Raw genomic sequence first — 12,311 nt, forward strand, 5'->3', positions numbered from 1 at the left:
CAAAGACCGAGAGGCGCCGCTCTTTCCAGTGGACAGGGCAGCGTCTTTGTTGTATCTTTGGCGATATGACATTTTTCGCGGCGCGAGAGGAGCGGTGAACGTGAACGAACGGAGCGATTTTTTCAAAGTCGTCGACCATAACTACACGGAAATGCCGGCCTCGATCCTCGACGATCTGATTCGGGGCTGTCGGGACGCGCTCGCCGGCAACGCGAACGGCCCCGCCTTTCGCGGCAACGACGACTACCGCTTTGTCTGCCCTGTCGATGCCACGTGGAAAAGGCTGGACGGCGGCTTCGGCAACCTGATCGTCTCGCTCCGGCGCCTGCGCTGAAAGCCCCGCAGGACAGGCGCTGGGAAAGGGCCATTTTACAGATTCGAGATTCTGGCATAAAATCGAGCTGCATTCCGGCAGTTTCGCGATCACAATCTCAGCGACAGAAAAGGGGCGTTTTTTCATGGAACGGAAACTGAGCGTCAACACGCTGGCGGTTCACGCCGGCGCGCGCAGGGACGATGCTTTCGGCGCGATCAACACGCCGGTCTACATGACGTCCAACTACCGCATTCCCACCGACGGCACGCCCGTCGACTGGAGCGGCATCAACAGCAACATCTACCAGCGCAACCGCAACGTCAACCAGATGGTGCTGCAGGACCGGCTCTGCGCCCTCGCCGGCGCGGAGGACGGCGCAGTGTTCGCCAGCGGCGTGGCGGCGCTGATGAGCGTGTTCACCACGTTCCTCAACTCGGGCGACCACGCCGTCGTCTCCGAGGTCTGTTACAGCGCCACGAACCTGCAGTTCCGCGAATTTCTGCCGAAGAAGTACGGCATCCAGGTAACGTTCGTGGACATCACCGACGCGGAGGCGGTGCGCCGCGCCGTGCGCCCCAACACGAAGCTGATCCACGCCGAAACGCCCGGCAACCCGACCACGGGCATCGCCGATCTCGACGCGCTGGCGCGGATCGCCCACGAGGCGGGAGCGCTGCTCTCCGTCGACGCCACGTTCGCCGGGCCGATCTGCCTGCGCCCGCTCGAGCACGGGGCCGACCTCGAGATCCACAGCATGACCAAGTACATCAACGGCCACGGCGATTCGCTCGGCGGCTGCGTGCTGGGGCGCCGCGAGCTGCTGACGAAGATCAAGGAAGAGGCCATGGTCAACTACGGCGGCATCCTCAGCCCGTTCAACGCCTGGCTGGTGGCGCGCGGGCTGGCGACGGCGCCGCTGCGCATGGCTCAGCACTGCCGCGCCGCGCAGGCGGTGGCGGAATTCCTCGAACGGAGTCCGGCCGTGCGCTTCATCTGGTATCCGGGACTGGCGAGCCATCCTCAGCACGAACTGGCCAAGCGCCTCATGGGCGGCCAGTACTCGGGCATGATCTCGTTCGACATCAAGGGCGACGAGCGGGTCCATCAGAAATTTCTCGACAGCCTGCGCCTGATCACGCACGCCGTGTCGCTCGGTGACATCGAAAGCCTGATCGTCTACTACGACAAGAACAGCGACAAGCTGCCCCACTATCCGCCCGTCTACCGCGAGGGCTTCTTCCGCTTCAGCGTCGGGCTCGAAGACCCCGCCGACCTGATCGCCGACCTGCAGCAGGCCCTCGAGGCCAGCGGCGCGCTGTCGGCGTAGCCTCGCGGAACAGCCGCGGCGCGCCCGGCGAAAATTTTCTCGAGGAGGTCTTTCATGATGAGCGAACCAACCGCCCAAGCGGCGGCAAAAAGGAAACTGCACATGCCCGACACCTGGCTGGTCGTCTTCGCCATCGTCGCGGTCATGGCCGCGCTGTCCTGGGTGATCCCGTCGGGCAGCTTCGACTACCAGAAGGTCGACGTCAACGGCACGATGCGCAGCGTCGCCGTCGCCGGATCGTACCACGCCATCCCCAAGGCGCAGACGAAGCCCACCGGCTTCATCGGCCTTTTCGCCTCGCTCTATCAGGGCTGCTACGAGGCCGCCGACATCATCTTCGTCATCCTCACCTGCGCAGCCACGTTCGGCGTCATGGTCAAGACCGGCGCGTTCCACGCCGGCATCGGCAAGGTCATGAAAAAGGTCGGCCGCCGCGAAAAGCTGCTCATCCCCATCCTCATGGTCCTCTTCGGCCTGGGCGGTTCGGTCTTCGGCATGCTCAGCGAGTTTTACGGCTTCTACCCGTTGATCGTCGGCCTCGGAGTCGCCATCGGCTACGACGCGATGACGGGATTTGCCATCCTCGCCCTCGGCGAGTACGTGGGCTTCATGGCCGCGACGCTCAACCCCTATTCGGTCGCCGTCGCCCAGTCCATCGCCGGCGTGCCGCTCTATTCCGGCGTCGTCTACCGCGCCATCTGCTTCGCCGTGTTCATGGGCCTCTGCATCGCCTACGTGATGCGCTACGCCGCGAAAGTGAAAAGATCGCCCCAGTCCTCGGTGATGTACGGCGAACCCTGCCTCCATTCCTTCGACCGCGGCGAGCTCGACCAATACCGGTTCACCTGGCGGCACGGGCTGATCCTGCTCGACGTGCTCGTCACGCTGGCCGTGCTGATGATCGGCCTGACGCAATGGGGCTGGGGCTACAAAGAGCTCTGCGGGCTGTTCATCGTCATGTCGGCCGCGGCGGCGCTGATTTCCGGCTGGAACCCCAACAGGTACTGCGCCGAAATGCTGACGGGGGCCAAAGGCGTGCTCTGGGGCTGCATCCTTACCGGTCTGGCCAAGAGCATCGTCGTGATCATGAAGGACGCCCAAATCATGGACACGATCATCAACGCGCTCGCCAATCTGCTCAAAAACGCGCCCTCGGCCATCTCCGCGCAGCTGATGTTCGTCGTGCAGACGGTCATCAATTTCCTCGTGCCCTCGGCCTCCGGCCAGGCGGCCGTGACCATGCCGATCATGGCACCCCTGGCCGACGCGCTCGGCGTCAGCCGTCAGGTGGCCTGCCTGGCCTATCAGTTCGGCGACGGGCTCTCCAACATCCTCTGGCCGACCTGCGGCATCGTCGTCATCTGCGGCCTCGCCGACATCCGTTACGACCTGTGGCTGAAATGGTTCGCCAAGCTCTTCGCCATGCTCTTTCTCGCGCAGATGATCATGATCGAGATCGCCGTGCTGATGGGCTGGTAACGCAAACGCCGCCGCGGCAAAACGACGAAAAGCGGAAAAACATCATACCCCTGACATAACGCAACGTCCGGCAGCTTAACAGCTGCCGGACGTTTTTCAGCGGCGATGTTCCACGTGGAACATCGCCGCCGAAGCATTTTTCCATACCAATTTTCAAGAAGGGTCTTCGGCCACCGCGCGCTTTGTTTCTAGAAAACGGCGTAATCCACGTCCTTCGGGTCGCCGATGAACGGCTGACGGCGCGGCGGCGTCTCCGTCAGCGGCCGTGTCTTTCCGTCCGGCGCGTTCTTCGGGCGGCGAGTTCACTCGACGGCGTCCTCGACGTTGTTGAGATAAAAAAGGCAGTCCATGACCGCCCCCTTTGAGAAGTCGACGCACGCCTTCATATACTCGAAGTGCTTTTTGTCGGCGTCGCTTCCGTGGTTCAGGGCTTTGTCGTTCGAGAAATTCACGTCTTCGGCGGAAAAAAACATGTACAGATATGTCACGCCGTTTTCGACCGCCTTGAAATAAGCCTCCAAATACGCTTTCTCCTCCTTCAGAAGCCGTTCGCCCGTCTCCCTGTTGTCGTTCAGGAAACGAAGCCACTCTTCCGCGACGTCTTCCCGGCCTTTGATGATTTCAAATTTATACAGCTTATTGTCCAATTTTTTCTTCATGAGCCCTCCTTCCCGGCATTCGCCGCAAGCGCCTTCAAACGAAAGGGGGAAAGAGGCAGGCCGAACGTCAGCCCGCTTCTTCCCCCCATATTTTTTGCCTTGGAACCGTTTTCCTTTTGGCGCCGGATTTAGACCGCCTCAGACGCAGCCGCTTCTTTCTTCAAGCTGACCTCCGGCTCGCGGGGGATGCTGAACAGTGGGATGAAACGGTCCCAGCCGGTGATCGTCAGGACCAGCATCGAGACCACGGCGACCCAGGCGAAATAGTTGTGCGTGATCACGCCCATCACCGTCAGCGTGTCGGCCGCCAGCGGATACACCGACGTGGCGATGCCCATGAAGAAGCCCATGTAGGCGTGCCACGGGATCAGCTGCGACCCGAGCACGGCCATGGCGTCGGCATACGTGGCGTTGCGCAGCGCCAGACGGTACATGGCCTTTTCGTCGCCCCGCACCGATTTCTCCGTGAGGTTCTTGATGATCGGGCTGATCGTGACGATCTGCGCCATCTCGTCGGCCATCGCCGCGTTGCCGATCAGGCACAGCAGCGCGTTGCAGAACATCAGCTGGCGCACTTTGGAGACGACCTTCAAGATCATCGCGGCGATCGAATCGAACGCGTTCATCTTGCGCATGACGCCGCCGAAGGCGCCGACCCAGAGCATCATGGCGATCGACCAGCCGCCCGCGGCCGACGCGCCGTCGTAAACCAGCTGGAGAAACTTGTTGATGTCGGTCACCGTGCCGGCCACCCAGCCGAGAAGCCCCGAGAAGAGGATGCCCGCGCCGAGGCAGATCAGCGTGCTGACGTTGCGGACGGCAAGAAGAAGCACGACCAGCAGCGGGATCACCATGTAATAGGGCACACCCGCCTGCACTTGTTTCAGCAGCGTCACCGCCGCGGGCCGTTTATCGGCCAGGACCGTCCACACGCCCTCGGGGATCTGCTGGATCGCCACGGCCGCCGAACCTTCCGTATCGGGCAGCCCCATCGCCACGGCCGCAAAATAGAAGATCACGGCGCTGACGAGCAGGCAGAGCCCCGACCACACGCCCTGATAGCGCATGCGGTCGACCAGCTGCACGTTCTGCATGCCGCAGCTGACCACCGTCGTGTCGGAGATCAGGCCGATGTTGTCGCCGAAGCACGAACCGCCGGCGATCGCGGCGAACGTCAGCACCACGCTGCCGCCGACGATGTGGTTCAGCCACAGGAAGATCGGTGCGCAGGCCGCGATCGTGCCCCACGACGTGCCCGTGGCCACGGACAGCACGCAGGTGACGAGGAACCCCACCACGGCCACCAGCTTGGCCGTCAGTCCCAGCGACAGCGCCAGATTGATGATCGCGGCCGCCACGCCCGTGGCCATGAAACACTCGGCCACGGCGTAGGCCGCTTCCAAAATCAGGAACACGATCAGGAAGTTCTTCAGGTTGTCCAGCGCCGCGTCAAGCAGCTCGTTGAACTTGTAATGGTCCGTAACCATCGCCACGAGGCAGGCGCAGATAAAGGAGATCGGCGACGCCAGCAGGATGTCCATGCCGGAAAGCATCAGTCCGGCCATAACGCAGATCGGCAGCAGCTTTACCAGTGCGATCATACAAAAAACCTCCCTCTAGAATTCTTCCGCGGTTCCCGAAAAGAAATGAGATCCCTCCGGTAAAATCTCTCCCCCCTTCGCTCAACCTGCTCCCCCTTTTCTCTTCTCGTGCGGAGATATTTTACGGATATTATTTTATCTACGATTTTAAAATTATGCAATACAAAATCTTAGAACTCAGGAAAACCGGACATGCCGATGCCAGACACTCTCTTCAATCCGGCGTTTTCCCTGTTGGCGAGCAGCCACAACGAACGCTTCCGCCTTTCCAAATAAATCTTTTAAAACACCCGCCGCCCTTCAAAAAACGTCGCTTGGTTTTTCACCTTGCACAAATCTTCAGGAGCAAGTTCGAATACGTTCCTGTCGGCTACCGCGATGTCGGCGCGGGCACCGGGAACGAGCATTCCGGACGTGCCGTCCTTCACCCCAAGGGCCTTCCACGGGTTCGTCGTGTACAACGCCAGCGCCTCGTCACGCGTCAGCTTTTGGCCGGCATCTTGACCCTCCAGCATCGCACCGTCGAGGCCGCGATGCGTCGCCGCGATCCCCATGCCGTACCACGGATTCGGATCATCGCACGGAGCGTCGCTCGATCCCGTCAGCAGCACGCCCGCGTCAGCAAGCCGGCGAAGTTGATACGCCCGACGATACAAGCGTCCGCCAAGGCGCAAAGGCGCCATGTTGCGGTCATCCCACATCTGGATGGGCTGAAGATCGACGACGATCCCCGCGCGGGCAATGCGTTCGGGCATTCCCTCGGGCAGCACGATCGCATGATTCAGGCGGTATGAAAACGTCGGCCGGCCAAGCTCTCTCTGAACGGCCTCCATGCAGCGAACCACCTGTTCGTTCGCCGCGTCGCCGATCGCGTGAACCTGCACCTGAATACGCCGCTTCTGCGCGGCGCGAAGTTTTTCCATCAACTTCTCATCAGTGTACAGCAGACGGCCGCATTCGTCGTCTTTGTCGGAATACGGCTCATTCAGGGCGGCCGTGCGGGCTCCCAGGGATCCGTCGGCAAAGAGTTTGAGGCCGGCGTAGGCGATATGCCCGCCGTTCAGACCGGCTCCGGAACGAATCGCAAAATTCGGCAGCTCGTCGTGGTAGAGGAACACGCGCATCGGCAGCGCGCCTCTTTCATCAAGATCCTGGAGGATGTCGGGCCTCTCGCCCAGGGCGTAGGACGGCGCGTCACAGGCGTGCAGCGCCACGATCCCCATCGACGACAGTTTTTTCAGCGCTCTTTCGGAGAAAGACATCAGCGCTTCGTTCGTCTCGTACTGAGCTTCAACGGCTTTGATCATCGCGTCGGCGCCGCTGTCGAACAAGCGTCCCGTCGGCAGTCCGTCCGCGCCGCGTTCGATCTCCGGATCATGCGAATCCCACAGGCCCGAAAGTTCAAACGCTTTCGTGTTCGCGACGTGAAAATGAGCCCCGTAATGGCTCACGAGCAACGGCGTCTCCGGCGCAACGCCGTCGAGCTGAAGACGACTCGGGACGGCCGGACGCTTCCAATTCAGCTCAATGAAGTTGACGCAGCGAATCCACTGCCCGGGTGCCGCGTCTTTTACCTGCGCCCGGAGAAATTCGAGCAGTTCCTCAAGCGAGTTCGCGGTGCCGCAATCCGGATACATACCGGCGCGGGCGTAAGCTCCAAAATGAATATGAGAATCGGTGAATCCGGGCGTCACCAGGCAACTGCCAAAATCCCAGACGTCTTCGTCTTTTGCCGGAGCGACGAAAGATCGCGCTCCTACCTGAACGATTCTGTCATCAACGACGCGCAGGGCTTCCGCGCGAGGATTCCGCGGATCGCCGGTCCATATGGTTCCCGTCACGACACATGATTTCGACATGATACCGCCTCCTTAACGAGGTCAAATTTTTCAGCTGCACCGGAGCCACGTAAAAGGCGGCCGGAATCTGTCATACTGATTTTCAACTAAAGGCATCATTGATTATGCCGCGCCGGCACGCGATTTCATGTAGTTTTCAACGTGCCTTCGGCGCTATAACAAGGGCGAAGAACCTGTGCTTTTTTAACGAAAACTCGTATGAGTCACTAACCAACCGTTTATCAGCCGCACCCGCGCCGTTAGGCGTCGCATAACTCACCCGGCGAAAGCGGTTGAAAACTTTTGGCTTCAGATGCCTGCTATTTCCGTGCAGCCGCAAGACACTCATTGTAGTACGCGACGAAGTGCTCCATGCCGGAACGGATCGCGTCGATACCGACCGTATAGGCAATTCTCACGTGGTTTTTGATGCCGAAGGAATCGCCTGGGACTACGGCGACTCCGTATTTGTTCATCAAGCCCATCGCGAAATCAAGCGGTTTCATGTTCAGTTTTTCGATGGACGGCAGAACGTAGAACGCGCCTTCCGGCGACGGGAAATCCGCTCCGGGGCATTTTTTCAACGCTTCAACGACGACGTTGCGACGTTCCTTGAATCGTGCCACCTTCTCCTGCGTAAAAGTTTTGCAGTCTCTGAACGCGGCAGCCGCACCGATCTGACCGAACGCGCACGCGCAGCTTGTAGTCATCAGATGAGCCTTGGCAAGCATCGGAACCACGGCACGCGGAACATAGGCATAGCCAATGCGCCAGCCCGTCATGGCGAACGTCTTGGACGAAGAGCTGACGATGATCGTCTGGTCGGCGATCTCCGGATAATCGAGCGGCGAAACATGCTTTTTGCCATAGATAATCTCGGAGTAGCACTCGTCGGCAACCAACCAGATGTTCTTCCCTTTGACGAACCCGACAAGTTTGTCCATGTCTTCGCGGCTCACAACGCAACCGGAGGGGTTATTCGGCGTGTTGAGGAGAATCATGCGGGTCTTGTCGGTCACCGCGGCTTTCAGTTTCTCCATGTCGATGCCGTAGTACTCGCCGAGTTTCGCCGGCACCTCGACCGGCACCGCGCCGGCGAACAGAGCCTCTTCGCGATACGCAAGGTAGCACGGCGTGAAGAGAGCAATCTCGTCGCCGATATCGAGCAACGCAAGCATTAGAGTCATCAACGCCTCTTCCGCGCCGCAGGTTACAACAAGATTATTCGGATCCAACGTGTAACCTTTGCGAGCTTCATGTTCGGAAATTGCGGTGCGGAGCTCCTCGATGCCATACATCGAAGTGTAATGTGTTTTGTTCTCGTCGAGGGCGCGCTTGCAAGCTTCCTTTGCCTCTTCGGGAGAGTCGAAGTCGGGCTCGCCGATTTCAAAGTGAAACGTCTTCATGCCTTTTTTCTCGAGTTTATTGCAGGCATCGGCGATGTCGCGAATGCCTCCTCCAAACGAACACTGAGAGATACGGCGCGTCTTTTCGTGCAGAGCGATCATGGGAATCTCCTCTCTTTCTTTTCGGTGTCATTCCAGTACCATTTCTCACTTATAAGACACCCAACGCCCCATTGCCTTGCGATAACCTTCCTTGATTGTCTCATACTGGTTTTCAATAAAAAAGCGTCATTGAAAAAATCGGCATAAAACTTTACTCCGCATCGACAACGGAATCTTCGCGACGATATGTCCTTTTGCTGGAGATAGCGCCCGTTCTCCACTGGAACAGCCCCGTAAAACCCCAGATTACGGCGATCAATGGGCACAGCCAGTTGAATAAAGCATAAGGGAGGTAAGAGAAACTGTTCACGCCGATAGCCGCAGTCGCGAACGCTCCGCACAGATTCCAGGGGATCAACAACGACGTGACCGTGCCGGAATCTTCCAAGGTCCGCGACAGGCACTGCGGAAGCAAATCGTGCTTTCTGTAGGCCGGCATCATCAGTTTGCCGCCGAGAATGATCGTCATGTACTGGCTCGCCGTGATCAAGTTCAGAAAAATTTCCAGACAGACAGTCGTTGCGACCAGGCGGCCGACCGTTTTCGTAAAAGAATGCATCTTTTCAAGAAGCACGTCGAGGACCCCGCACTTTTCAAGGATGCCGCCGTAAACCATGACAAGCGTGCTCAGTCCGCAGTTGTAGTTCATCGAGAAGATGCCGCCGCGCGTCAACAGCTTGTCGATCTGCTCCACTCCGGTATTCGAAACAAATCCCTGCTCCATGATCGTCAGGATCGACGGAATACTCTGGCCTTGCATTACGACAGCGAGCAACGCCGCCGTAAGCATCGAAATCAACAGCGTAGGGAACGCGGGGAAGCGTTTCAACGCGAGGAGCAGAACGATAAGGGCGGGAATCAACGTTAAAACGTTCATCCTGAAAAGCCCATGGAGCGACGTCATGATGTTCAGTACAGTTGCCTCATCCGTCGTCCCGCTGGTTTGAAAGCCCAAAATGGCAAAACCGGCCAGAGCTAATACTATTGCCGGGCCGCCTGTATATAACATCGCGCGAATATGATCGAACAAATCCGCTTCGGCAACAGCCGGAGCAATATTCGTCGTGTCGGACAACGGCGACATTTTATCGCCAAACGCCGCTCCCGAGACGACAGCTCCCGCCGTCATTGCCGGATTCACGTTCAATCCAACGCCGACCCCCATCAGCGCGACGCCCACGGTGCCGATCGTAGACCACGAACTGCCGGAAGCCATCGATACCACCATACAAGCCAAGCAGGCTGTCACCAAAAAGTATTTCGGATCAATCAGCCGCAATCCCCAGTAAATGATCATCGGCACCGTTCCACCGGCGATCCATGCCCCGATCAACGCGCCGATGCAATACAGCAGGACCAGAGTCGGGATAAGAAGCTTGCCGCCATATATGATGGCCGCCTCAAGTTTTTTGTAGGAACAACCGTCAAACGCAAGAAGCAGCATGCTGAACCCCATGCTGACCATCATTGTGATATGCAGCTGCACTCCGGTGACAAAGATCGCGCTGCACATGGAACAAATCAGAAACGCGACAATGACGAAAGACACCCACGTTTTGGGCCTGAAATAAGTTGACGCTTCCTCGTTAAATACGCTTTCAGAGTTCTGGTCCGCCATTAAAACTCCCCCCTCTTATGCAGTACGGTTTCTGTTTTGCAAAAAATCCCTCAGACCGGGCTGAGAACGCACCGGCCATCGTCGGGGGTTCAGGATCTAAGGGATCTTTTACATTGTCACGCGAATATTATCTTACGAATACAGCCCCGCCGTCTCGCCGCCGTCGATGCGGATGTCGGCGCCGGTGATGTATTGGGCGTCGTCGCTGGCGAGGAAGGCGTAAAGCGCGCCGATCTCCTCGGGCGTAGCGTGGCGCTTCATGGGGATGCCTTCGTTGACCTTGGCCAGCATCTCGTCGGTGTACTCGGCGCGCTGCATGGGCGTGAGCACGTAACCGGGGCACACGCAGTTGACGCGCACGACGGGGGCCAGTTCGAGCGCCAGCGTCTTGGTGAGCAGGATCACGCCGGCCTTGGAGGCGTTGTAATCGGCGTACCAGCGGTGGCCTTCGGTGCCGTTGCTGGAGGCGGTCATGAGAATGACGCCGCCGCCCTGCGCCTTCATGCGGCGCCCCGCCTCTTTGGCGCAGAGGAACATGCCGCCCAGGTTGATGTCCATCACTTTTTTCCACTGCGCGTAGGGGATGTCGAGCGCGTCGCTGCGGATGGAGATGCCGGCGTTGGAGATCAGCACGTCGATGCCGCCCAGCAGGCGGTCCATTTCCGCGAAAGCCTGCTTCACGTTCTCCTCGTCGGAGACGTCGGCCGCGGAAAATCCGGCGAACTCGGGATGCTCCTTCTGCGTCGCCTCAAGGGCTTTTTTGTTGTAATCGACGATGAAAACCTTCGCCCCCTCGCACGCGAAACGACAGGCCGTCGCCAGTCCGATGCCGCTGGCCGCGCCGGTGACCATCACGCGCTTGCCTCTCAGCTCTTCATAACGTGCCATAAAAAGACCTCCTCAAAAAATGTTCCCGTTCGGGCGCTTCGCCCGAACTTTTTTATTCTACGGCAAAACGTCGGAAATATCTCAGCACTCCAAGCGGCACATCTGACGGCGGTCGTAGCCGGTCACCACCGCGGCGTAGCCGGCGAACCGGCGGTCGAGTTCCGGGTCGTCGGTGTCCACGAGCAGCGGCCTGGGAAACAGGCCGATCAGCTTGGCCGGCGTGGCGACGACCGTCACGTTTTCCACGCCGACGCGGCGCAGCACGGCGGGGCTGAGCTGCTGGTTGCCGCGGCCGAATATGTGTCCCTGCCCGCCGATGACGGTGACGATCAGCGTGGTGTTGCCCGGCTCGACCAGGTCGAGAAGCTGGCGCTCCGTCAGGTCGGCGCCGATCAGGCGGCGGTCTTTGACGGCGTCGACGCCCAGCAGCGTGCCGGGCAGCTTCAGCTCGTCCATGATCGCCTGGGTGGTCGTGCCCGAGCCGACCAGATACAGGCGGCCGGGGGCCATGTGCTCCGCGACCCACACGGCGATGGCGGAGCGGTCGCAGGCGTCGGAGTTCGCGCCGCCGGATTTGCGATCCTGAAGGCAGCCGCGGTCGAGCGGCACTTTCAGATAGCCGTAGAGGCGGGCGCTGACCGTGCCGCGGCGGAAAGCTTCTTCGTCGATGTCCATCACTTCGGCGTCGGTCAGCTCCTTCACGCCGCCGGAGGCGAATTTGCGCAGCAGCTGGCCGGCGCGCACAGGTGTGACGCCGTACACCGCCGAATGGATTTTGACGCCCGCCGGCACGCCGGTCACGGGAATTTCCGCCCCGTCCAGCGCGGCGCAGACATCGCGGGCCGTGCCGTCACCGCCGGCGAAGAAGATCAGTTCCGCGCCGGCGGCCGCCATAACCTTGACGGCCGCACGCGTGTCGGCGGCGCGGCTTTCGCCCGAAGGCCGCCAGATGACTTCGTAGGGAAGCCGTCGATCTTTCAAAAGCGTTTCTCCCATTGCGCCGCCGCAGGCGAGAAATCGCACGCCCGCCGGCAGCGGCAGCGCGGCGTCGAGCGCCTGAGCCATGCGCTCCGCGGC

The 12,311-nt window shown here is 59.9% G+C and carries 10 protein-coding genes; 3 read left to right on the forward strand and 7 right to left on the reverse strand.

What is annotated here, in order from left to right; translation table 11 throughout:
* The first annotated feature begins 100 nt into the window (after nt 1-100).
* From HMPREF7215_RS09365 to HMPREF7215_RS09375, 3 genes are all read left to right on the forward strand, one after another.
* Complete coding sequence (locus tag HMPREF7215_RS09365; protein ID WP_009165600.1) at nt 101-334, forward strand: hypothetical protein; 234 nt, start codon at nt 101-103, stop codon at nt 332-334.
* A gap of 124 nt (nt 335-458) precedes the next feature.
* Entirely contained in the window at nt 459-1,643 is a 1,185-nt protein-coding gene (locus HMPREF7215_RS09370; protein ID WP_009165601.1) for a trans-sulfuration enzyme family protein, read from the forward strand.
* Between the two features lie 57 nt (nt 1,644-1,700).
* A complete protein-coding gene (locus HMPREF7215_RS09375; RefSeq protein WP_198004595.1) occupies nt 1,701-3,122 on the forward strand; it encodes a YfcC family protein in 1,422 nt (473 codons plus the stop codon).
* A gap of 302 nt (nt 3,123-3,424) precedes the next feature.
* On the opposite strand, the gene HMPREF7215_RS13310 is transcribed toward HMPREF7215_RS09375, so the two are convergent.
* The 7 genes from HMPREF7215_RS13310 to HMPREF7215_RS09410 form a co-directional block, all read right to left on the reverse strand.
* Entirely contained in the window at nt 3,425-3,781 is a 357-nt protein-coding gene (locus tag HMPREF7215_RS13310; protein ID WP_009165604.1) for a DUF6176 family protein, read from the reverse strand.
* Between the two features lie 128 nt (nt 3,782-3,909).
* The gene (locus HMPREF7215_RS09385) at nt 3,910-5,382 is read right to left on the reverse strand and encodes a Na+/H+ antiporter NhaC family protein (protein ID WP_009165605.1); all 1,473 of its coding nucleotides are present in this window, start codon (nt 5,380-5,382) and stop codon (nt 3,910-3,912) included.
* A gap of 281 nt (nt 5,383-5,663) precedes the next feature.
* Nucleotides 5,664-7,241 carry an amidohydrolase gene (locus HMPREF7215_RS09390; RefSeq protein ID WP_009165606.1) on the reverse strand — a complete coding sequence of 526 codons (1,578 nt, stop codon included), beginning with the start codon at nt 7,239-7,241 and terminating at the stop codon, nt 5,664-5,666.
* A 299-nt stretch (nt 7,242-7,540) separates the two neighbouring features.
* Entirely contained in the window at nt 7,541-8,728 is a 1,188-nt protein-coding gene (locus tag HMPREF7215_RS09395; protein ID WP_009165607.1) for a pyridoxal phosphate-dependent aminotransferase, read from the reverse strand.
* A 151-nt stretch (nt 8,729-8,879) separates the two neighbouring features.
* On the reverse strand, nt 8,880-10,346 hold the full coding sequence (gene nhaC, locus HMPREF7215_RS09400) for a Na+/H+ antiporter NhaC (RefSeq protein WP_009165608.1): 1,467 nt from the start codon (nt 10,344-10,346) through the stop codon (nt 8,880-8,882).
* A 132-nt stretch (nt 10,347-10,478) separates the two neighbouring features.
* The gene (locus HMPREF7215_RS09405; RefSeq protein WP_009165609.1) at nt 10,479-11,234 is read right to left on the reverse strand and encodes an SDR family NAD(P)-dependent oxidoreductase; all 756 of its coding nucleotides are present in this window, start codon (nt 11,232-11,234) and stop codon (nt 10,479-10,481) included.
* Between the two features lie 81 nt (nt 11,235-11,315).
* Nucleotides 11,316-12,311 (reverse strand): ATP-NAD kinase family protein (locus HMPREF7215_RS09410; protein ID WP_009165610.1); only part of this gene is annotated, 996 nt, incomplete at its 5' end.

The sequence above is a fragment of the Pyramidobacter piscolens W5455 genome (assembly GCF_000177335.1).
Taxonomy (GTDB): domain Bacteria; phylum Synergistota; class Synergistia; order Synergistales; family Dethiosulfovibrionaceae; genus Pyramidobacter; species Pyramidobacter piscolens.

What these genes read in the sequence shown, in the direction of transcription:
- HMPREF7215_RS09370 (WP_009165601.1), top strand. Translation starts at nt 459, where the DNA reads ATGGAACGGAAACTGAGCGTCAACACGCTGGCGGTTCACGCCGGCGCG.
- HMPREF7215_RS09375 (WP_198004595.1), top strand. Translation starts at nt 1,701, where the DNA reads ATGAGCGAACCAACCGCCCAAGCGGCGGCAAAAAGGAAACTGCACATG.
- HMPREF7215_RS13310 (WP_009165604.1), bottom strand. Translation starts at nt 3,781, where the DNA reads ATGAAGAAAAAATTGGACAATAAGCTGTATAAATTTGAAATCATCAAA.
- HMPREF7215_RS09385 (WP_009165605.1), bottom strand. Translation starts at nt 5,382, where the DNA reads ATGATCGCACTGGTAAAGCTGCTGCCGATCTGCGTTATGGCCGGACTG.
- HMPREF7215_RS09390 (WP_009165606.1), bottom strand. Translation starts at nt 7,241, where the DNA reads ATGTCGAAATCATGTGTCGTGACGGGAACCATATGGACCGGCGATCCG.
- HMPREF7215_RS09395 (WP_009165607.1), bottom strand. Translation starts at nt 8,728, where the DNA reads ATGATCGCTCTGCACGAAAAGACGCGCCGTATCTCTCAGTGTTCGTTT.
- nhaC (WP_009165608.1), bottom strand. Translation starts at nt 10,346, where the DNA reads ATGGCGGACCAGAACTCTGAAAGCGTATTTAACGAGGAAGCGTCAACT.
- HMPREF7215_RS09405 (WP_009165609.1), bottom strand. Translation starts at nt 11,234, where the DNA reads ATGGCACGTTATGAAGAGCTGAGAGGCAAGCGCGTGATGGTCACCGGC.